This is a genomic window from Polaromonas sp. (assembly GCF_041689105.1).
Classification (GTDB): domain Bacteria; phylum Pseudomonadota; class Gammaproteobacteria; order Burkholderiales; family Burkholderiaceae_C; genus Polaromonas.
Genome location: NZ_JBDNGU010000106.1, coordinates 1 through 20774 on the forward strand (window position 1 = coordinate 1; position 20774 = coordinate 20774).

The window sequence follows — 20774 nt, forward strand, 5'->3', positions numbered from 1 at the left end:
CTCACCACCAGACCGGGGTCGGCCTGGTCTCGCAGTTGCGGAAAAAAATCGCGGTCGGCCCAGCTAACCTTGTCCTGGGGCTTCACATCCGGGCCCAGCACCACCAGGCCATCGGCATCGGCAACACGGATACCGGTGGCCTCGGCCAGCAGGGGCTGGTAGAAACGCAACAAGGCGCTGGCACTGGGCTCGTCAAAGCCGCCGCCGGTGCGCAACTGGCGCTCCAGATCGGCAACCACGGTTTGCAGCGCCAGGTCGATCTTCTGGATCGAGCCGGTGATGCTCTGGTCCAGCACCAGCGCCAGGTTCTGGGTACTGGCTTCGGCGCCTTGCTGGTAATGCGCCCGCCCGTCTTGCAGGGTCTTGGCTGCCCACAGGGCGACCGCTGCATTGATGGCGAGCCAGGCCAACAGCAGCAGCAGGCCAAGCGAACGGGCGGGGAATAAAAAGGACAAGGGCAGGAAATTCAACCGCATGCGGCCAAGTATGGCACCGGAACGCGTCCTCAAGCGTCGAGCTTTCCCTGCTGTGGTGATCTGAATTCACAAGGTTTTCTGCCCACCGGCACAAACGACATGCAAAGCTGGGCTGCGGGCACAGCCCTGCCCCGGCGCAGTCGTCGCAACCCCCTTTCAGGTCCAGCAGGTTCACCAGTCTGTTGGCTGGTCTTCGGGGCAACCGGGTGCTGATTGCTTTGTCATATTTCCAGTCCGGCTCGATAGCCACAGCCTCCCCCGACTTCTGCGCGCCGTCGTCAGCCCGCCCCGTGGCACTTCTTGTACTTCTTCCCGCTGCCACAGGGGCACAGGTCATTACGACCAGGCTCAGCTTCCTTGCGCACGGTCTCGACCTTGGGGCCCATGGTTTTCCAGAGTTCGCGCAGGTCATACACCGCCCAGATGGCGTCGCCAAACGCATTGAGGCGCGCGATGCTGGTGCTGGGCTTGCCTTCGTCGTTGAGCGGTGAGACCTGGGGCGCAGCGTCGTCGTCTTCGGTCATCGCCACCACGGCCTGGAGCGCGTCGTCCAGCCACTGGGCGGCGTCCTTGTCGCGCGGGGCGGCCCACTCTTCGGGCCAGCTTTCTACCGCAAACATGAAGCCCAGCGCCCAGACCTGGGCAAAAGCCGGCAGGTCCTCGCCCTTGAAGGCGGCCTGCTCGTCGGGCGGCATGTCGGCCACGGCGCCGCGCACGTCCATCACCTCGGGGTGGTAACAGGCATCGTCTTCCAGCGACTCGACCTTGTTGTCAAGTGCGGTCGCCACTTCGTTCCAGCGCTGCGTCCACAAGGCCATGAAGCGCGCCTCCTGTGCGTCACCTGCAAACGAGCCGCCGTCCGGATCTGGCGCTTCGCCTTCGGCGGGTGTGCCCAGCAGCACCGGCAAGTATTCACTGGCGGCGATGGATCGGCGTGCGCAGATCACGGCGGCCATGAAACCTTCGCAAAACTCCCATTGCGGTGTTTCGTCATAGCGGCTTCGCAGGTCGTCGAGGATGTCGTCAAGCTCCTCAAAACCCTCAAGCTCCATCCACGCTGTCTCGGGCGTTGAAGAAGGCGGGGTGGCAGAGGGGGTGGGCGGGTTGGAGGGTGGCATGAGAAAAACAGTGCTAAGCCCCACGCGAGGCTCTTATCATTGAAAGTGTATCTGCCGCGCCGCGGCGGGTGCTGGTATGGGCCCGACCCCTCGGGCATTACGGAAGCGCCGCCATGTTTCAACGCCTTGACGCCCTGGTTCCCGTTCGTTATGCCGCTTTGAGCCTGAGCGCTCTCGGTGCGCTGCTCGCGCTGTTCAGCCTGGTGGCGTTTGGCGTCGGCTGGCTGGCCTTGCTGCTGTGTGCGGCGCTGGCTGGCATCGGTGTGTATGACCTGCGGCAAACCAAAAGCTCCATCCTGCGCAATTACCCGTTGCTTGGTCACCTGCGCTTTCTGTTCGAGTTCATACGCCCGGAAATACGCCAGTACTTCATTGAAAGCGATGCCGAGGCCGCGCCGTTTTCACGCGCGCAGCGCTCGCTGGTGTACCAGCGCTCCAAGGGCGAGCCGGACAACCGGCCCTTCGGCACGCAGCTCGATGTGGGGGCGCAGGGCTATGAATGGGTCAACCACTCCATGGCACCAACCAAGCTGGACACGCATGACTTTCGCGTGTGGATTGGCGGCACGCCCGATGCGCCATCACCATCAAGCGAGCCCTGCACCCAACCCTACAACGCCAGCGTGTTCAATATTTCTGCGCTGAGTTTTGGTTCGCTCTCGGCGAATGCCATCATGGCGCTGAACAAGGGCGCAAGGATGGGCGGCTTTGCGCACGACACGGGTGAAGGCTCGATCTCATCGCACCACCGGGTGCACGGCGGCGATTTGATCTGGGAAATCGGCTCGGGCTATTTTGGTTGCCGCAACCCTGACGGTAGTTTTAGCGAAGAACGCTTTGCCGCCAACGCCACCGACCCTCAGGTCAAGCTGATTGAAATCAAGATGAGCCAGGGTGCCAAGCCAGGCCACGGCGGCATACTGCCCGGCCCCAAGGTCACTGAAGAAATTGCAGCGGCACGCGGTGTGCCTGTTGGCAAGGACTGCATCTCGCCATCCAGCCACAGCGCGTTTTCAACCCCGACTGAAATGATGCATTTCATCGCCCGCCTGCGCAAACTCTCGGGCGGCAAACCCACTGGCTTCAAGTTGTGCATTGGCCACCCGTGGGAGTGGTTTGCGATTGTCAAAGCCATGCTGGAAACCGGCATCACGCCCGACTTCATCGTGGTTGATGGCGCTGAAGGTGGTACCGGGGCAGCCCCCGTCGAGTTCACCGACCACGTAGGCGCGCCATTGCAAGAAGGCCTGCTGCTGGTCCACAACACGCTGGTAGGCGTTCATTTACGCAGCCGCATTTCGATTGGCGGAGCGGGCAAAGTGGTCACTGCGTTTGATATGGTGCGGCTGATGGCGCTGGGCGCTGACTGGTGCAATGCGGGCCGCGGCTTCATGATGGCGCTGGGCTGCATCCAGGCACAAACCTGCCACACCGGCACCTGCCCAACCGGCGTGACCACACAAGATCCGGTGCGCCAGCGGGCCCTGGTAGTGCCAGACAAAGCCGAGCGTGTGCGCAACTTTCACCGCAGCACGCTGCACGCCCTGCAAGAGCTGGTGCAGGCCGCCGGCTTGGAGCATCCGCAACAGGTCAGCGCCCATCACATCGTACGGCGGCTGACGGATACCGAAGTGCGGTTGCTCAGTAATCTGATTCTGCAGGTCGCGCCAGGAGCCTTGCTGGGTGCGCTGGATAAACAGGCCAGCGTCTTCAAGCAGTACTGGCCGCTGGCGAATGCGCATAGTTTTCGGGCCAATTCAGTGGCCATGGCGGCGCCAACAAGTAGTGCAATTGCCTAGCGTGAAATTCGCGAAGCGACGCTTCTCACCCGCGCCCACTTGTGGGAAAAGGCCGGGGTGACGGTACTGGCATGGCGCATTAATTTCATAATTTGGGTCATCAATCGACGACTGGTAATCGAACGATTACAACAGGCTCACGTACCAAATAAAATGCAGGGAGGAACTCGCGCAATGGCTTGATGGTCTGAAAGACCGCATGACCCGCATCCGTATGACCCGGCGCTGCACAAGGCCCTGCGCGCTGATGCAACGCTGCGGTTTGAGACGATTTCCCGCGTGTGCAAGGCGCTTGGTGTACGCCTGTTGGCGCAGGCAGTGAAGTAAATGCTACAAATTAAATAGCTGCTTGCACCCGCACGCCAAAGGCCAGCAGCCTTTTTTGCATGCAAAGCACGTCCTGGTCCTTGCTGAGCAGCCAGGCTTTGTGCGCCACGGCCAGGTCGATGAAGATCTGGTCGTCGGCGTCGCTGCAGGTCACTGGCGCTTTGGCTGCCGCATTGATCAGGCGCGCATGGCTGTCAAACGCTGTCAGCACGTCGCCAGCCTGCAACTGGCACAGCGCCAGGCGCGGCGCGATCTGCGGGTAGGCCAGCACACGCTCAAGTTCATCGCGCATGGGCTGCGTGCTGATCCAGTCGAGTGCGCCGGCCTGCAACGCCTGCTTGAGCGGGGCTGCGGCTGCATCGTTGAACACAAACAGGTCCAGCACGATGTTGGTGTCCAGCACCACCAGCTCTGGACAGGCGCTTGTGGCCGCCCTCACCCCTGCCCTCTCCCGGGGGGAGAGGGAGCAAGCGGGGCGGCGGGATGGGGCGCGGGCTTTTTCTCGCGCGCCGAACCGGCCACCATGTCGAAGCGGAACAACCGGCACTCAATCGGCCCGTTCCACATCGGCACGCGGCGCGATTCCTTGAGCCGCATCTTCTGCGGCAGCTTCATGTCGGGCGTGAGCACATGGGCGGTCCAGCCTGCGTAGTTTTTCTTCCAGTGGCTGGCCAGTTGCGGAAAGAAGTCCGGGGCCTGCTCGCCGGTGTCCGTCAGCGCCTGCTCGCGTCCAGCGTTGGCGCTGCGGTAGCGCTGCGGTGCGGCGCCGGATTCATCCCGGTCATCACCGGGGTCCCGCGCCAGCGGCTGGCCGAACTCGTCGATGGGCTCGCCCTGAAACTGTGCAGCGCGGCGCTGGTCCCGGCCCTGCACCGACGGGATGCCGGCGACACCGGCCACATCGATACGTTCGCCATACGGGGGGTTGACCAGCATCACGCCTGAAGCTGCGGGCGGCATGCGCTGCAGCGCGTCGCCGCCGCGCAGTTGCACCACGTCGGCCACACCGGCGCGTTCGGCATTGCGCTGCGCAAAATCAACCATGCGAAAAGACACGTCGCTGCCGAACACCTGCGCGGTCGGCGCGGTAATCGCCGCCTCGGCCTGGTCCAGCAGGCCTTCCCAGACGTGCGGCTGAAAAGGCACAAATTTTTCAAAGGCAAAACGCCGGCCCATGCCGGCAGCGATGTTGCGCGCAACCTGCGCCGCCTCGATGACGATGGTGCCCGAGCCGCAACACGGGTCGTACAGCGGCACGCCCTGCTTGCACAGGCCGTTCTCGCCGCTCCAGCCGCTGGCGGCCAGCATGGCGGCGGCCAGGGTTTCTTTCAGAGGCGCATCGCCCTTGTCTTCGCGCCAGCCGCGCTTGAACAGCGGCTCCCCCGAGGTGTCGATGTAGATGGTGACGTTGTCAGTGGTCAGGTGCACATAGATGCGCACGTCTGGCCAGCGTGTGTCTACGCTGGGGCGCACGTCATTGAACTTGTGGCGGAAGCGGTCGGCCACCGCGTCCTTGATCTTCAGCGCGGCAAAGTTCAGGCTGGTCAGCGGACTGTGCTGCGCCGTGATCTCGATCTTGAAAGTCTGATTGGGCGTGAACCAGATCTCCCACGCCACGCCAGCTGCGGCGTTGTACAGGTCCTGCTCGCTGCGGTATGGGTGGTGCGCCAGCTCGATCAGCACGCGCTGGCTCAGGCGGCTGTGCAGGTTGAGCTGTAGCGCGTCGCGCCATGAACCCGCCACCTGCACGCCAGCGCGCCAGGCCTTGCCGGTGCTGCCGGTGATGTGTTTGACCTCAGCGGCCAGCAGCTCTTCGACGCCGGCGGCGCACGGCAAAAATAGTTGCAGTTGATTCATAAAGATTTACGCAGGTTGGCCGGCGCAATGCGCAGGGCTTCGCGGTATTTGGCGACAGTCCTGCGCGCGCACCCGATACCCTGCTCCTTGAGCATTTCGGAGATCTGGTTGTCGCTGAGCGGCTTCTTGAGGCTCTCGGATGCGACAAACTGCTTGATGAGCGCGCGCACTGCGGTACTCGACGCATTGCCGCCGGTCTCGGTCCCCAGCGCTGAGCCAAAGAAGTACTTGAGCTCGAAGGTACCGAAAGGCGTGCTCATGTATTTGGCGGTGGTCACGCGCGAAATCGTCGATTCGTGCAGACCCAGCTCATCGGCGATTTCGCGCAGCACCAGCGGGCGCATGGCCAGCTCACCATGGGTGAAGAAGTTTTTCTGGCGCTCGACAATCGCGCTGCTGACGCGCAGGATGGTGTCAAAACGCTGCTGGATGTTCTTGATGAACCAGCGCGCTTCCTGCAGGCGCTGCTGCAGCGCCTGGCCGCCCTGGCCCTTGTTCTGCTTGATCGCATTGGCGTAAATGTCGTGCACACGCAGGCGCGGCATCACATCGCTGTTGAGCGAGACCTTGAAGCCGCGGCCGGACTTGACCACCAGCACGTCGGGCACGACCAGGTTGCGCTCGACATTGACAAAGCGCCGGCCCGGTTTCGGATCGAGCCGGCCGATCAGGGCGATGGCGCCCTTGATCACCGTGTCGGGGAACCCGCAGAGCTGTGCCAGGCGCCTGACGTCCCGTTTGGCCAGCAGCTCCATCGGTTGCTGACACATCGCCATGGCCGCCCGGCTTTCGTCGCAATTGCGGCAATCCAGCAGTTGCAGGCCCAGGCACTCGGCCAGGTTGCGCGCGCCCACACCGGCGGGCTCCATGTGGTGCAGCAGCTTCAGCGCCACGGCAAATTCATGCTCCAGCGCTTCGAGCTGCTCCACGTCGTCGCCAGCCAGGCCGGCGGCCAGCGCGGCCAGGCTGTCTTCGAGGTGACCGTCGTCGTTGAGCGACTCGATCAAAAAGTGCAGCGCCGCCTTGCCTTCGGGCGACAGGCGCAGCGACAGCGCCTGGCGGTGAAGATGCTCCTGCAGCGACTCGTGGCTGCGGGCAAGCTCGGTGGCGTCAACATCGCTGTCGTCGCCGTTGTTGTTCTTGCGTGGCGCGGCGTCCCCGCCCCATTCGTTGTCGTCGGGCGCGGTGTCCACGCTGCCATCGCCGTCCCAGCTTTCCTCCAGCTTGGCTTCGCTGCTCGGTTCAGCATCATTCGTGCCGGTAGCCCCCGTCCCGTCTGCGTCACCAGCTATCGATTCCGTAGCAGATTCAAACTCGCGGGTTTCCTGGGTGACCGGCGTATCGACCTGGCCCAAGCCAAAATCCTCGCGTGGCGCGGCCTCCTCGGAGACTTCAAGAAAAGGATTTTCGTCGAGCATCTGCTCGACCTCCTGGCTCAGCTCCAGTGTCGACAGTTGCAGCAGGCGGATCGACTGCTGCAACTGTGGCGTGAGCGCCAGATGCTGCGAGACGCGAAGGGACAGGCCTTGTTTCACAGCCCCTCCGACAACTCGTTCGGTCGCACCTCTTGTTCAAGCATGGGCCGCGGAACCGGCTCTGCCGGGCCGCAGGCGCAGCCCCCTTGAGGGGGGAAGGGGCTACACGAAGTGAGCCAACGACGGGGGGGAGCCATCACATCTTGAAGTGTTCACCGAGATAAACCCGGCGCACATCGGCGTTGTTGACGATTTCGGACGGTACGCCGGTGGCCAGCACCTGGCCGTCGCTGATGATGAAGGCGTGGTCGCAGATGCCCAGGGTCTCGCGCACATTGTGGTCGGTGATCAGCACGCCGATGCCGCGCGACTTCAGAAAACCGATGATGCGCTGGATTTCGATCACGGCAATCGGGTCGATGCCGGCAAAAGGCTCGTCCAGCAGGATGAAGCGCGGCTGCGTTGCCAGCGCGCGGGCAATCTCGACGCGGCGGCGCTCGCCACCTGACAGCGCCGGTGCCGGCGAGTCGCGCAGGTGGTCCACGCGCAGGTCCTGCAGCAGGCTGTCCAGGCGTCCGTTGAGCACGCCCGCCGAGAGTGGTTTACCCGCGTCATCGGTCTGCAGTTCCAGCACCGCGCGCACGTTTTGCTCGACCGTGAGCTTGCGGAAGATGGATGCTTCCTGCGGCAGGTAGCTCAGGCCCAGGCGCGAACGCTTGTGGATGGGCATGTGTTCGATGGATTCGCCATCGATGGTGATCTCGCCGGCGTCGGCGCGCACCAGCCCGACGATCATGTAAAACGAGGTGGTCTTGCCGGCGCCATTGGGGCCAAGCAGGCCCACCACTTCACCTTTCTGGACCGTTAGCGAGACGTCCTTGACAACCTTGCGGCTACCGTAGGATTTTTGCAGGCCGGTGGCGACCAGGCGACTGACGGGAGTGGTTTCCGGGGGCACATTCATTGAGGCTGGTTTACTTTTTTTCATTGCCCAGCGTGCTGCTCGGCCGTAAATTGGGAACCGGTCCGGACGGCGGCGGCGTCACCGGCGGCGCACCGGTCTTGTTGCGCGGCGCGAGCAAGGCCCGGATGCGGCCGGACGGGTTGGCGGCGGTGCGGTTCTGCCCCTCGCTGTCAACGGTGAAGACCTCCGTCGGGTTGTCGTAAATAATCAGGTTGCCGGTGGTCTCGTCGGCCAGGGTGGCCCCGACGTAGCGTCGCAGCACCGCCTGGCGGATGAACTTCACGGTATCGGCCCGGCTGTCGTACTCGATGCGTTCGCCTTCACCCTCGATGTATTCGTCCACCCCGTCGCGCTTCTTGCGGTAAAAAGCCAGCTTGCCGGGCGCCGCAGTCACGATGGCGGCTTGATACCCCTCGGCATCCTGCATCACGTCCACCCGCGCGCCGCGGATGATGATGGTGCCCTTGGTGATGACCACATTGCCGGTGAAAACACTGGTCTGCTTCAGGTCGTCATAACGCAGGGCATCGGCCTCGGCGTTCAACGGTTTGTCGCGGTCGGCCTTCTCAGCCGCCACCGGAAAGGCCGCCACGGCTGCGGCCAGCATCAGTACATAAGCGGGGTAGTTCATAAAAGGCACGAATCTTGCTGCTTTGATTGGGTTGCGTCATTGTAGCCACGCATCCCGCGAAAACCGCCTTTCCAATGAAAAACCGCCCGGTCGGGGCGGATGTTTCACTGTGAAAAGCGCAAAACCGGCGCTTCTGCGCCGCCGGGGCGGCTGCCCGTGCTCAGCCCTTGCGGGCCTGGACCACAAGGTAGTCCGTGACCTGCAGCGCGCGGTCCATGTTTTTGGCCAGCTCGCCCGAGGTGTAAAACCGTCCCGCCACGCCGAGCGCCGGAACCCCGTCCACCTTGTAGGCGTCCTGCAGTTGCGTGGCCTTGCGGGCCTTGGTGGCAATGGTGAACGAGTTGTACATTTCGGTGAATTTGACCCGGTTGAGGCCCTGTTTTTCGGCCCAGGCGGCAATCAGCTCGGGGGTATTGAGCAGCTGCTTTTCCGCATGAATCGCGTAAAACACCTTTTTGTGCAGCTCCTCGACCTTGTTCATGGCTTCGAGCACGTAATACAGGCGCTGCTGCGGTTCAAAGTCCGGCCGGAAAGCCACTGGAACACGTCGCACCACCACATCTTTCGGGGCCGTTTTGATCCACTCTTCCAGCGCCGGCTCGAAGCGGTTGCAATGCGTGCAGCTGTACCAGAAGAACTCCACCACCTCGATCTTGCCGGTCGGTGCCTCAACCGGGGCGCGTTTGTCGAGCACCAGGAAGTCGGTCCCTTCACGCGGCGCCTGGCCCTGCGCCTGCGCCGGGGTCGTCAGGGCGCCCAGCGAGGCGGCAGTAGCCACCGAAGCGGCAGATATCGAAAATTCACGTCGTTGCATCAATCATTTCTCCATGTAGTACGCAAGGTTTGACACCCGGCTGCCGGAAAGTTCAGCGCTGCACGCGCACGAGGGCGGTTTCAACGCCGCTGCCGTCCAGGCGTTCTTTGGCTTTATCGGCGTCTTCCTTTTTGTCGAACGGCCCGAGGCGCACGCGAAACACGGTGCGGCCAGACTGTTCGCGCTCGGTGACCTTGGCCTCCAGGCCCATCAGCGAAATCTTGGCGCGCTGCTGCTCCGCGTCTTCCGACGTTCGGAAAGCGCCGACCTGCACAAAATAGCTGAAGGGGTCGGCACCCGGGGCGGCGGCGGGCGCCGCCAGTTTGGCCTTGGCCAGATCGCCAATGGGGTCGGCTGGTTTGGCGGCGGGGTCGGCCACCGGTTTTTGCCCGGCGAGCGGGGGGAGCGGTGTGACATCCGTGACGGCGCCGGAGTCGGCCGGCGTGGCCGGTTTTGCCGGGTTCTTGCCGTACAGCGGCGCGTTGGGGTTCCAGTTCTGGTTCTTTTTGGTCTCGGCGGCGTCATGGTCCGGGCCGCGTGACTGGCCCTTGTTCATGAAGGGCACGGGCACCTTGGTGATATAGACCGCCACAGCCAACGCCGCGCCCAGGCCGATGAGCGCACCGATGATCAGGCCCAGAAAAGTGCCGCCGCGTTGGGTGTTCATGCCTTGTCCGGTGTGCTTGTTGGAGAGCTTTCGCGCCATGGTCTGGATTGTTCCTTACATTTTGTGCGGGGCATCAACGCCCAGCACAGCCAGCCCATTGTGCAACACCTGCGCCGTCGCCGCGACCAGCGCCAGGCGGGCCAGCTTGACGGCTTCGTCGTCGACCAGGATACGTTCAGCGTCGTAATAGCTGTGGTAGCTGGCGGCCAGCTCACGCAGGTAAAACGCCACGTCATGCGGTGCAAATCCGCTGGCGGCATTGGCCAGCATGTCCGGGTATCTGGCCATCAACAGCATCAGCGCCTGCGCTTGCGGGCTGGCCAGCGCCGACAGGTCCACATCCTTGAGCGTCGTTTCGTCGCCGCCCCATGCCGTCAGCACCGAGCAGATGCGGGCGTGCGCGTACTGCACGTAATACACCGGGTTGTCGTTGTTTTTGGCCACGGCCAGGTCCACGTCGAAGGTGTACTCGGTGTCGGGCTTGCGGCTGAGCAGGAAAAAACGCACGGCGTCCTTGCTGGTCCACTCGATCAGGTCGCGCAAGGTGACGTAGCTGCCGGCACGCTTGCTGATCTTGACCTCTTCGCCCCCCTTGACCACACGCACCATGGTGTGCAGCACGTAGTCCGGGTAGCCCTCGGGAATGCCCTCGCCGGCGGCCTGCAGACCGGCGCGGACCCGCGCGATGGTGCCGTGGTGGTCCATGCCCTGGATGTTGATGGCCTGGGTGAAGCCGCGCTCCCATTTGGCCAGGTGGTAGGCAACGTCGGGCACGAAGTAGGTGTAGCCGCCATCGCTCTTTCGCATCACGCGGTCCTTGTCGTCACCGTAATCGGTCGACTTGAGCCATAACGCGCCGTCCTGCTCATAGGTCTTGCCGGCGGCCTTGAGTTTGGCCACCGTGGCCTCGACGCGCCCCGAGCTGTACAGGCTGGACTCGAGGTAGTAGTTGTCGAATTTGACCGAAAAAGCCTGCAGGTCCAGGTCCTGCTCGCGCCGCAAATAGGCCACGGCAAACTGGCGGATCGCGTCCAGGTCGCCGATGTCGCCGGAGGCGGTGAACGCACGGTCATCAGACTGGACGGTTTTTTTCGCCATGAAGTCGGCGGCAATGTCGGCGATGTAGTCGCCGTTGTAGGCTGGCTCGGGCCAGCCGGCATCGCCGGGTTTCAGGCCCTGGGCGCGCGCCTGCGTGCTGGTGGCCAGCGTGTGGATCTGCACGCCCGCGTCGTTGTAATAGAACTCGCGGTAGACGTCCTGGCCCTGGGTCGCAAACAGGTTGCAGATCGCGTCGCCGAGCGCGGCCTGCCGGCCGTGGCCCACATGCAGTGGGCCGGTCGGGTTGGCCGAGACAAACTCGACGAGTACACGCCGCCCCGCCTGCAGCGGCTTGACGCCATACAGGCCCGCAGCCTGCAGCACCTCGCGCACGGTCTGCTGCTTGGCCTCGGGCTTGAGCCGGAAGTTGATGAAGCCGGGACCGGCAACGTCAATCGCATCGACCCAGCGCTGATAGACCGGCGTGGCGAGCAGGGCCGCCTTCAGGCCCTCGGCCACCTGGCGCGGGTTGAGCTTGAGCGGCTTGGCCAGCTGCATGGCTGCGGTGGACGCGAAGTCGCCGTGGGCCGCCACCTTGGGCGACTCGAAAGCCGCCTTCTGGCCGGCGCCGGGGGACAGTTTGTCCAGCTCGGCAGCCAGGGCCGCGAGCAATTCTTGTTTGACGAGGAGCATGCGCTGATTTTACGGGTGCAGGCTCCGAACGGCCGCCCGGCCGCCGCGACGCCTGCGCAGGCCTTTGGGTTGCTATTGATTTAATAGCTTCTGGCGGGCGTCACCTATGGGCTGGAGGCGGTTTTTTCTGCTAGTCCGGCGCGGGAGCGGCGGCCCGGCCTTCACACCGGGCTCAGGTCTGGCCGGACAGGCGCTGTGGCTCCCCTTGTTCAGCAGCGTCCGGGTCAGGCGCGCGCTTGTGTGCGTCTGCGCTTGTTGTCCGCGAGATGCGGGTGAGCCCGGCAAACTGGTCCATCACGTGCCGGGTCCAGTAGGCAATGTCGTATTTCTTCACATGGGCCCACAGTCGCTGCATGCGTGCGCGACGCTCCTGCTCCGGCAGGTCCAGTGCCTGGTCGATGGCATCATCCATCGAACTGCGGCTGAAGGGGTTGGCCAGCACGGCGTCGGACAGTTCCATGGCCGAACCTGCAAACTCAGACAGCACCAGCACCCCGGACTCCCCCTGTTTGGCAGCGACGAATTCCTTGGCGACAAGGTTGAGGCCGTCACGCAGCGGGGTGATCCAGGCAATATCGGCTGCGCGGTAGGCGCAGACCACCTCTTCAAAAGGCAGCGGTGTGGTTGACAGCATGATGGGCAGCCAGCTCATGGAGCCGAAATGGCCGTTGATGCGACCCACCATCTGTTCGATCTTGGTCTGTTCGGCCTTGTAGACTTCCATGCCGTCGGCCGCTGACACGGTGACCAGCAGCAGCTTGATCCGGCCAATCAGCTCGGGCCTGCGGCGCAACAGGCGGTCAAAGGCGTCCAGCTGCTGGCGTGTGCCTTTGGCGTAGTCCACCCGGCTGACCGAGACGATCAGTATCTCTGCGTTCAGGTCGCTGCGAACCTTGGCGGTACGCGCTTTGCCAGCTTCCGAATTGACGATTGCGGCGATGGCGCCCGGATCCGTGCCTATAGGCCAGGTATCGATCATGATGCTGCGCCCCTGGTAATCCAGGCGGTTGGTCACCACAGGCTCGGACATGCCTTGTCCGGTCGTGCGGATAGGTTCGGGCACCGGGGCTTCGTGCCGGACGATGCCGGCGCGCAAGCCCTGGGCCACGGCGACAAAATTCTGGCTGTAACGCGGCACATGAAAACCAATCATGTCGCAGGACAGCAAACTGTCGAGGATTTCGTCGCGCCAGGGCATGATGTTGAAGACATCAGGGCCGGGAAACGGTGTGTGGTGCAGGAAGGCGATTTTCAGGTCCGGGCGCAACTGCCGCACGAAGGCCGGCACCAGCCACAGGTTGTAATCGTGGATCCAGACCACCGCCCCCTCCTCAGCCTGCTCGCAGGCCGCCTCGGCAAACAGCCGGTTCACCTCGCGGAACGTGGCCCAGTGGGTGTTCTCCGTGGAATACAGCCAGGGGAAGGAGTTAAGCACGGGCCACAGGGCCTCTTTGGACACCACATGGTAGAACTGATGGATCTGCGCCGCATCGAGCGGCAGGCGCACCACGTCATAGGCGCCAAAACTCTCGTCCATGGTGATGCGCCGCTGGAACGTGGCGGGCTTGCCGGCCGGCGATTTTTTCCAGGCTACCCAGACCGCCTTGTCCACGTGGCGGAAAAATCCCTTGATTGACGGCAGGATGCCGTTCGGGCTGCGCGGCTCGCGGAGTACGGTTTCGCCGTTTTCAATAACCTCTTCGTAAGGCTGGCGGTGATAGACGATGACCAGTTCGGTATTCATGGCATTTCTCCTTCAATGAAAACGTTGCAAGGCTTCAAGCACGCCACCGGCGCCCTCCAGCTCGCTTTGGTGCACATGCGCCAGACCGGCAATCGCCTGGCTCAGCCGGGGTTCACGGTTGGCCACCGCCACGCCCGCCAGACCTGTCTGAAACAGCGACAGGTCGTTCAGGGTGTCGCCCGCCACCAGCGCGCGTTCGGGCGACAGCGACAGCGCCTGCAGCGTCCTGAGCAGGGTTGGGCCTTTTTGCACCCCTTGGGGCAACACGTCCAGGTACATGTCGTCGGACAGAAGCACATCAAAGCCCAGGGGCGCAATGGCGTCCCGGGCGGCCTGGGCCAGCGCGAGGTCGTCATAAAAGCAGGAGATGCGGCGGCCCTCCACTTGCGGTTGGATACGCAGGTGGGGATGCTCGCGCAGGACGGCATGAATGCGCTCACGGGCATCTGCCGCCCAGCACCCGTCCAGCCAGGCTTCCATGGCTGCATGCGGCAGCTGGTGGGGGCCGCTGTAAAAGCTGGTGCCCACATCGGCAATGATGTGATCGGGTTGCAGGGGCAAGTCAGCAAGCACATCCTGCATGGCCGTCAGGCTGCGGCCGCTGGCATAAATCAGCACGATTTCCTGGCGCCGCGCGAGGATCCAGTCGTAAAGCGCCGCGCGCTGCTGGTCGGAGCCTCCCAGAAAAGTCCCGTCGAGGTCGGTGGCGAGTATGGTTTTTTGCATGTGAGCTCCTTTTTTTGTCTCCCGTGAAGGGAGGATCCATAAAAAATGCAGCGGCGTCAGCCGGTGCGGGTGGCGTCAGGGCCCGACCGCGGGATCGTCGGGCGAAAACACGCCGCGCCGGAACAAGGGCGGGCGGCCCGCAAGCCGGACCCCACCACGCGATCTCCGGTCGCGGGGGGCATGTGCGCCAAGGCGCACGTGGAAGCGGTTAACGTGAAATTCGCGAAGCGACGCTTCTCACCCTCGCCCACTTGTGGGAGAGGGCCGGGGTGAGGGTACTGGCATGGCGCATTAATTTCATAATTTGGGTTAGCGTGCCGCCATGCCAGTTAGCGCGCTCCGCCCCCAAAGGCGCGGCTGGCGCCAACGAGCCGCGGGTGGAGGCGGGCCGGCTTTGCCCTCAACGACGCCGCACCCGTCACACCTGCCACTGCACCCCCGATCTGGATGTGAACCGGTCGGTCAACAAACAAGGAAGGTCTGGCATGGGGTGTGGGGAGCAGCTCTGTCATCGTTGGGGGTGGGCCTGTATAAAAAAAGAAAAAGAAAAGGAAAAGGGAAATTGAGCGCGCAACGATGCGGCTCAAAGACGAATAAACCTCGGGGATCAACGTATTTTAACAGCTGATGCAAAAAGTTGCAGTTGGGCATGCGAGCAACCCTTCATGGCTGGGCCAAACGCGTCGGTGATCGCGCATGAAGGGACGCGGCAGATCAGGGCACAAGGGGCGCCAGTGGTCGGCACAGTGCGGGTATCAACGCCCGGACCGGGTCGGCTTTTGTCAGTTTTTTGCCTGCGCGGACCTGGAAGCCGTCCAGAAATCGGGCTGGCTGTAACTGTGCTTGAGAAAATCAATCCAAAGGCGTACGCGCAAGGGCAGGTGCTTGCGCTGCGGAAACACCGCGTAAATCCCGTTGGCGGGGGCGTCAAAGTCCTGCAGAACGGCCACCAGTGTGCCTGCCGCTATTTCTGCTTCGACCTCCCAGGTGCTGCGCCAGGCGATGCCGAAACCGTTCAGACACCAGTCGTGCAACACCTGCCCGTCTGAGCAATCGAGCGGGCCACCCGGCTTGAGGTGGACGACCTCGTAGTCGCCCTCACCTGCCGCATCCGTCAGGGGGCCTTCCCCGTCCTGGGTACGCCTTGGGGCGTTGCGCGGAACTCGAAACGCCCAACCGCGGGTTTGCGATGCGTCGCTGGACAGGGTGAGGCAGGCGAATTTGGCGAGGTCGGTCGGGTGTTGCGGCGTGCCGCAACGCTTGAGGTAGGCCGGCGAGGCCACACACAGGCGCCGGTTGTCGGCCATGCGCACGCTGACCAGCGAGGAGTCCGGCATTTCGCCCACCCGCACCGCACAATCGAACCCTTCAGCGGCCACATCCACCACGCGGTCACTGAGGTTCAGGGAAATCGTCACATCGGCATGCAGCTCGCGGAACTTGGGCACCAGCAGCGCCACATGGCGACGCCCAAAACCGGCCGGCGCGGTGATACGCAAATGCCCGCTGGCCTTGACGCCGCCCGCCGACACGCTGGCCTCGGCATTGGCAAAGTCCACCAGCAGGCGCTGGCAGTCCTCCAGAAAAGCACTGCCTTCATGGGTCAGCGACATGCGGCGCGTGGTCCGCACCATCAGCTTGACCCCCAGCCGCTCTTCCAGCGCATCGAGACGGCGGCCCATGATGGCCGGCGCCACCCCTTCAGCCTTGGCGGCGGCCGTCAGGCTGCCGCGTGTGGCCACCGAAACAAAAGACTCGAGCTGTTTGAGTTTGTCCATGCAAGCCGATTATCCGCATGAAAGGTGGCAATCGTCTTGCGTAGGGGCTTCATTACGCTGTTACAAATGCGCGGCACCGACCACGCCGTCGGCCAGCAGGCGGGTCACCTCACCCTCGCCATAACCCAGGTTGGCGAGCACCTCGCGGCTGTGCTCCCCCAGAGCAGGCGGGTTCAGGCGCACGCCGGGGCGCTCGCCGTCCAGGGTCAGCGGCAGCAGCGGCACGCTGGTCACACGGCCGTCGCCCAGGGTCAGCGGCGCCAGGCCACCGGTCTGCTGCAGGTGGACATCGGCAAACAGGTCCTGCGGCCGCGTGATGGGCGCAAACGGCAGGCCCTGTGCCTCGAAAATGGCGCTCAGCGCACTTGCCTCGCGCGGCGCAAGCCGCTCGCGCAGCAGCGGCATCAGCCAGCCCCGCGCGCGCACGCGGTCGTTGTTGGTCACCAGTCGGCCGTCGGCTTTCAGGTCGGCAAAACCGAAGGCATCGCAAAACAGCAGCCACTGGGTGTCGCTCACCACGGCCAGAAAAACCTGGGCGCCGTCCTGCACGGTGAACACGTCGTAAATGCCCCAGGCCGAGATGCGGTCCGGCATGGGCGCGGCTGGCTCGCCGGTCACGGCGAACTGCATCATGTGCTGGGCCACGAGGAAAACATTGTTTTCAAACAGCGCCGCCTGCACCTCCTGGCCTTTGCCGGTTTTTTCACGCGCGGCGAGCGCCGCCATCGCGCCTATGGCGCCAAACATGCCGCCCATGATGTCGTTGACGCTGCTGCCCGCGCGCAGCGGGTCACCCGGTCGGCCTGTCATGTAGGCCAGGCCGCCCATCATCTGCACCACCTCGTCGAGCGCGGTGCGGTGGTCGTAGGGGCCGGGCAGAAACCCCTTGTGACTGACATAAACAAGGCGTGGGTTCAGTTTGGACAAGCTGGCGTAATCCAGCCCCAGCCGCGCCATGGTGCCGGGCTTGAAATTTTCGCTGACCACATCGGCGCTGGCCACCAGCCGAAAGGCGACCTCACGGCCCCCGGCCGTTTGCAGGTCCAGCGCGATGCTTTTCTTGTTGCGGTTGAACAGCGGGAAAAAACCAGCACCCGAACCCAGCAGCCGACGCGTGTTGTCCCCGCCCAGCGGCTCCACCTTGATCACCTCGGCGCCCAGGTCGGCCAGCACCATGCCGCAGGTCGGGCCCATCACCATGTGGGTGAACTCGACGACACGCACGCCTTCCAGCGGCAGGCTGCGGGCAGGAGGCGCTGGGTCGCAATGGTCGGTCAAGCGGAAATCCTTGGGAAGCAGCCCCGGTGCGGGGCATTGGCGCAAATTATGCGGCGGTAAACCAGGCGCTTATCGCCCCTGCAAGCGGGTGCGCCAGGCAATTACCCAACATTAAGTCATGGATTAACTGATTTTTCTCTGGTTAATATTTGTTCAAGTATCAAATACAGTCAAGCGTATGGAAAAACCCAAATCCGGGCACGCGGTGCCACGGGCTGTTCTTTTCGATGCCTACGGCACGCTGTTCGATGTGTACAGCGTGGGCCTGCTGGCGGAGCAGCTGTTTCCCGGCCAGGGGCAGGCGCTCGGCGTGCTCTGGCGCGACAAGCAGATTGAATACACCCGCCTGGTAACCACCAGCAACCACGGCGAGTTTTACCAGCCCTTCTGGGACCTGACCCGCGCCGGCTTGCGTTATGCCTGCAAGCGCCTGGGCCTGGACCTGAGCGCAGCCAGCGAAGAGCGCCTGATGAACCAGTACCGGCATCTGTCGGCTTTTCCGGAAACCCGCGAGGTGTTGCAGGCGCTGAAGGCGCGCGGCATTGTGACCGGCATACTGTCCAACGGCGACCCTGACATGCTGAACATTGCCGTGCGTTCCGCCGGGCTCGAAGACCTGCTCGACCACGTGCTCAGCGTGGACACCATCCGCAAATACAAAACCCACCCGGACGCCTACGCGCTGGGCCCGCAGGCCACTGGCCTGCCCGTCCGGCAGATCGCCTTTGTGAGCTGCAACAGCTGGGACGCGCTGGCCGCGACTTGGTACGGCTACCCTACCCTGTGGGTCAACCGTTACGCACTGCCCTTTGAGGAGCTGGGCACCCAGCCGGCGCGCACCGGCACCAGCCTGCGCGGCGTACTGGGGTTCTTCCCGGCTGGATAAGCGTTTTCATTTTCATTTTTCAAGCTTTCTTTTTCTTTCCTTTGAGGTTTCACCATGGCAACAACGACCCCACGCACACCACGACACGGCCTGCAGGTAGCCACTGTTTTGCAACGCTTCGTCGACGACAAGGTGTTGCCCGGCATCGGCGTCAGCAGCGAGACCTTCTGGAAAGGCTTCGATGCCATCGTGAGCGATCTGGCGCCAAAAAACATCGCCCTGCTGGCAGAGCGTGACCGCCTGCAAACCGAGATGGACAACTGGCACAAGGCCCACCCCGGCCCCATCCAGGACATGCCGGCCTACCGCGCCTTCCTGGCGTCCATCGGTTACCTGGTGCCGGTGCCGGCGACTGTGACCGCCACCACCGCCAACGTTGATGCGGAACTCGCCATCCAGGCCGGCCCGCAACTGGTGGTGCCGGTACTCAATGCCCGCTACGCACTGAACGCCGCCAACGCGCGCTGGGGCTCGCTGTACGACGCGCTCTACGGCACCGACGCGATCCCGGAAACCGACGGTGCGGACAAGGGCAAGGGTTACAACCCGGTGCGCGGCGCCAAAGTCATCGCTTATGCCCGCGAGGTGCTGGATCAGGCCGCGCCGCTGGCCACCGGCTCGCACAAGGACGCTGTGCTGTACAGCATCGACAACGGCAAGCTGGCCGTGAAGACGGCCAGCGGCACCATCGGCCTGGCCGACCCGACCCAGTTTGCCGGCTACCAGGGCGATGCCGCCGCGCCCTCGTCGGTGCTCTTGACACACAACGGCCTGCACCTGGACATCCAGATCGACCGCAGCACGACGATCGGCAAGCTGGATGCGGCTGGCGTCAGCGACCTGGTGCTGGAAGCGGCGCTCTCGACCATCCTGGACCTGGAAGACTCGGTCACTGTGGTCGATGCCGACGACAAGGTGCTGGCCTACAGCAACTGGCTGGGCATCCTGCAGGGCACGCTGACCGAGAGCGTCACCAAAAACGGCAAGACCTTCACGCGCGGCCTGAACCCCGACCGCGAGTACTTCAACGGCGACGGCCAGGCACTGACCCTGCACGGCCGCTCGCTGATGTTTTTGCGCAATGTCGGCCACCTGATGACCAACCCGGCCATTCTTTACGACGGCGACAAGGAAATCCCCGAAGGCATCCTGGACGCGGTGGTGACCGTGGCGATTGCCATGTACGACCTGCAGCGCATCGGCAAAGAGGCCATCGTCAACTCGCGCACCGGCTCCATCTACATCGTCAAGCCCAAGATGCACGGCCCCGCCGAAGTGGCGTTTGCGTCCGAGCTGTTCGGCCGCGTCGAGGCGCTGCTGGGCCTGCCGGCCAACACCGTCAAGCTCGGCATCATGGACGAGGAGCGCCGCACCAGCGTCAACCTGAAGGCCTGCATCGCCGAAGCCGCGGCACGTGTGGCCTTCATCAACACCGGTTTCCTGGACCGCACCGGCGACGAGATGCACACCGCCATGCACGCCGGCCCGATGATCCGCAAGGGCAACATGAAGATCAGCGCCTGGCTCAGCGCCTACGAACGCAGCAACGTGCTGGTGGGCCTGGCCTGCGGCCTGCGCGGCCGCGCCCAGATCGGCAAGGGCATGTGGGCCATGCCGGACCTGATGGCCGACATGATCAAGGCCAAGATTGCGCACCCGCAGGCTGGGGCCAACACCGCCTGGGTGCCCTCGCCCACAGCCGCCACGCTGCACGCGCTGCACTATCACCAGGTCAATGTGGCGGCGGTGCAGGCAGAACTCGAAAAGATCGACCTGGACGCCGAAATCGCGCGCCTGCTGCCCGAGTTGCTGCAAGTGCCGGTCTCGCCCGACGCGCAATGGGCCCCGGCCGAAAAACAGCAGGAGCTCGACAACAACGCCCAGGGCATCCTCGGCTACGTGGTGCGCTGGATCGACCAGGGTGTCGGCTGCTCCAAGGTGCCCGACATCCACAACGTCGGCCTGATGGAAGACCGCGCCACCCTGCGCATCAGCAGCCAGCACATCGCCAACTGGCTGCTGCACGGCGTAGTCACCAGGGACCAAGTCATCGAGACCTTCCAGCGCATGGCCGCCGTGGTGGACAAACAAAACGCCGGCGACCCGCTGTACAAAAACATGGCCGGCCACTTCGACACCTCGGCCGCCTACCAGGCCGCGCTGGACCTGGTGCTCAAGGGCCTGGAGCAGCCGAGTGGTTACACCGAGCCGCTGCTGCATGCCTGGCGGCTGAAGGTCAAGGCGGCGTAAGCGGTAAAGAACCTCGTAGGCGATCCTGATTCAGGAGCTGTTTGCGCAGTATCTGCGGGGGCTGCAGGCCAGTGCGCGATCAGTAGCCAACCTCTTTCTGGTGTCGCACTGCGAGGATCGTGACGGCATCCGACTCGATGCGATAGCGGGCCACATAACCGCTATCGCCGAAGTCAATGATCCACTCACGGAACTCTTCGGGCATATCTGCAATGGGGCGGCCGATGCCAGGCTGCTGCGCCAGCACCTTCAC

Annotated in this window: 17 protein-coding genes and 1 pseudogene; 3 read left to right on the plus strand and 15 right to left on the minus strand. The window is 63.7% G+C overall.

Annotation, left to right across the window (positions count from 1 at the left end; genetic code table 11):
• Together ACESMT_RS11380 and ACESMT_RS11385 are read right to left on the minus strand one after the other, a co-directional pair.
• Positions 1–476 (minus strand): annotated as a pseudogene (locus ACESMT_RS11380) (hypothetical protein); the annotation flags it as partial.
• Between the two features lie 278 nt (positions 477–754).
• Positions 755–1594: a UPF0149 family protein gene (locus ACESMT_RS11385; protein WP_372826706.1), complete on the minus strand. Its 840-nt coding sequence runs from the start codon at positions 1592–1594 to the stop codon at positions 755–757.
• Positions 1595–1707: 113 nt separating this feature from the next.
• Between ACESMT_RS11385 and ACESMT_RS11390 the strand changes: the two genes are divergently transcribed.
• Positions 1708–3393, plus strand: coding sequence for an FMN-binding glutamate synthase family protein (locus tag ACESMT_RS11390; RefSeq protein WP_372826707.1), 1686 nt, complete (start codon positions 1708–1710; stop codon positions 3391–3393).
• Positions 3394–3730: 337 nt separating this feature from the next.
• Here ACESMT_RS11390 and ACESMT_RS11395 read toward each other — a convergent pair whose 3' ends face one another.
• The 12 genes from ACESMT_RS11395 to ACESMT_RS11450 form a co-directional block, all read right to left on the minus strand.
• On the minus strand, positions 3731–4159 hold the full coding sequence (locus tag ACESMT_RS11395; RefSeq protein ID WP_372826708.1) for a putative toxin-antitoxin system toxin component, PIN family: 429 nt from the start codon (positions 4157–4159) through the stop codon (positions 3731–3733).
• Complete coding sequence (locus ACESMT_RS11400) at positions 4156–5577, minus strand: class I SAM-dependent RNA methyltransferase (RefSeq protein ID WP_372826709.1); 1422 nt, start codon at positions 5575–5577, stop codon at positions 4156–4158. Before ACESMT_RS11400 ends, ACESMT_RS11395 begins: the two co-directional genes overlap by 4 nt.
• Positions 5574–7112, minus strand: coding sequence for an RNA polymerase factor sigma-54 (locus tag ACESMT_RS11405; protein ID WP_372826710.1), 1539 nt, complete (start codon positions 7110–7112; stop codon positions 5574–5576). Before ACESMT_RS11405 ends, ACESMT_RS11400 begins: the two co-directional genes overlap by 4 nt.
• A 136-nt stretch (positions 7113–7248) precedes the next feature.
• Positions 7249–8016, minus strand: coding sequence for an LPS export ABC transporter ATP-binding protein (gene lptB, locus ACESMT_RS11410; protein WP_372826711.1), 768 nt, complete (start codon positions 8014–8016; stop codon positions 7249–7251).
• 10 nt (positions 8017–8026) lie between these two features.
• Entirely contained in the window at positions 8027–8647 is a 621-nt protein-coding gene (lptA, locus tag ACESMT_RS11415) for a lipopolysaccharide transport periplasmic protein LptA (protein ID WP_372826712.1), read from the minus strand.
• A 160-nt stretch (positions 8648–8807) separates the two neighbouring features.
• Positions 8808–9461 (minus strand): thiol:disulfide interchange protein DsbA/DsbL, encoded by a 654-nt coding sequence (locus ACESMT_RS11420; RefSeq protein ID WP_372826713.1) that lies wholly within the window; start codon positions 9459–9461, stop codon positions 8808–8810.
• A 52-nt stretch (positions 9462–9513) separates the two neighbouring features.
• Positions 9514–10167: an SPOR domain-containing protein gene (locus ACESMT_RS11425; protein WP_372826714.1), complete on the minus strand. Its 654-nt coding sequence runs from the start codon at positions 10165–10167 to the stop codon at positions 9514–9516.
• Between the two features lie 15 nt (positions 10168–10182).
• Positions 10183–11859 carry an arginine--tRNA ligase gene (gene argS / locus ACESMT_RS11430; RefSeq protein ID WP_372826715.1) on the minus strand — a complete coding sequence of 559 codons (1677 nt, stop codon included), beginning with the start codon at positions 11857–11859 and terminating at the stop codon, positions 10183–10185.
• Between the two features lie 172 nt (positions 11860–12031).
• Positions 12032–13603 (minus strand): glucosylglycerol-phosphate synthase, encoded by a 1572-nt coding sequence (ggpS, locus tag ACESMT_RS11435; protein ID WP_372826716.1) that lies wholly within the window; start codon positions 13601–13603, stop codon positions 12032–12034.
• Between the two features lie 12 nt (positions 13604–13615).
• Positions 13616–14329, minus strand: a complete 714-nt coding sequence (locus ACESMT_RS11440) for an HAD-IIB family hydrolase (protein ID WP_372826717.1) — start codon at positions 14327–14329, stop codon at positions 13616–13618.
• A 782-nt stretch (positions 14330–15111) separates the two neighbouring features.
• Positions 15112–16107 carry a LysR family transcriptional regulator gene (locus ACESMT_RS11445; RefSeq protein ID WP_372826718.1) on the minus strand — a complete coding sequence of 332 codons (996 nt, stop codon included), beginning with the start codon at positions 16105–16107 and terminating at the stop codon, positions 15112–15114.
• Positions 16108–16167: 60 nt separating this feature from the next.
• A complete protein-coding gene (locus ACESMT_RS11450) occupies positions 16168–17385 on the minus strand; it encodes a CaiB/BaiF CoA transferase family protein (RefSeq protein WP_372826719.1) in 1218 nt (405 codons plus the stop codon).
• A 178-nt stretch (positions 17386–17563) separates the two neighbouring features.
• Here ACESMT_RS11450 and ACESMT_RS11455 point away from each other — a divergent pair, with 178 nt between their 5' ends.
• Together ACESMT_RS11455 and ACESMT_RS11460 are read left to right on the plus strand one after the other, a co-directional pair.
• On the plus strand, positions 17564–18271 hold the full coding sequence (locus ACESMT_RS11455) for a haloacid dehalogenase type II (protein WP_372826720.1): 708 nt from the start codon (positions 17564–17566) through the stop codon (positions 18269–18271).
• Positions 18272–18325: 54 nt separating this feature from the next.
• Entirely contained in the window at positions 18326–20521 is a 2196-nt protein-coding gene (locus tag ACESMT_RS11460) for a malate synthase G (protein WP_372826721.1), read from the plus strand.
• A gap of 79 nt (positions 20522–20600) precedes the next feature.
• Here ACESMT_RS11460 and ACESMT_RS11465 read toward each other — a convergent pair whose 3' ends face one another.
• Positions 20601–20774, minus strand: coding sequence for a type II toxin-antitoxin system RelE/ParE family toxin (locus ACESMT_RS11465; protein ID WP_372826722.1), 174 nt, complete (start codon positions 20772–20774; stop codon positions 20601–20603).

Bases quoted from the DNA above. Each gene is read 5' to 3' on its own strand.
- ACESMT_RS11385 (WP_372826706.1), bottom strand. From the start codon at position 1,594: ATGCCACCCTCCAACCCGCCCACCCCCTCTGCCACCCCGCCTTCTTCA.
- ACESMT_RS11390 (WP_372826707.1), top strand. From the start codon at position 1,708: ATGTTTCAACGCCTTGACGCCCTGGTTCCCGTTCGTTATGCCGCTTTG.
- ACESMT_RS11400 (WP_372826709.1), bottom strand. From the start codon at position 5,577: ATGAATCAACTGCAACTATTTTTGCCGTGCGCCGCCGGCGTCGAAGAG.
- lptB (WP_372826711.1), bottom strand. From the start codon at position 8,016: ATGAATGTGCCCCCGGAAACCACTCCCGTCAGTCGCCTGGTCGCCACC.
- lptA (WP_372826712.1), bottom strand. From the start codon at position 8,647: ATGAACTACCCCGCTTATGTACTGATGCTGGCCGCAGCCGTGGCGGCC.
- ACESMT_RS11420 (WP_372826713.1), bottom strand. From the start codon at position 9,461: ATGCAACGACGTGAATTTTCGATATCTGCCGCTTCGGTGGCTACTGCC.
- ACESMT_RS11425 (WP_372826714.1), bottom strand. From the start codon at position 10,167: ATGGCGCGAAAGCTCTCCAACAAGCACACCGGACAAGGCATGAACACC.
- argS (WP_372826715.1), bottom strand. From the start codon at position 11,859: ATGCTCCTCGTCAAACAAGAATTGCTCGCGGCCCTGGCTGCCGAGCTG.
- ggpS (WP_372826716.1), bottom strand. From the start codon at position 13,603: ATGAATACCGAACTGGTCATCGTCTATCACCGCCAGCCTTACGAAGAG.
- ACESMT_RS11440 (WP_372826717.1), bottom strand. From the start codon at position 14,329: ATGCAAAAAACCATACTCGCCACCGACCTCGACGGGACTTTTCTGGGA.
- ACESMT_RS11445 (WP_372826718.1), bottom strand. From the start codon at position 16,107: ATGGACAAACTCAAACAGCTCGAGTCTTTTGTTTCGGTGGCCACACGC.
- ACESMT_RS11455 (WP_372826720.1), top strand. From the start codon at position 17,564: ATGGAAAAACCCAAATCCGGGCACGCGGTGCCACGGGCTGTTCTTTTC.
- ACESMT_RS11460 (WP_372826721.1), top strand. From the start codon at position 18,326: ATGGCAACAACGACCCCACGCACACCACGACACGGCCTGCAGGTAGCC.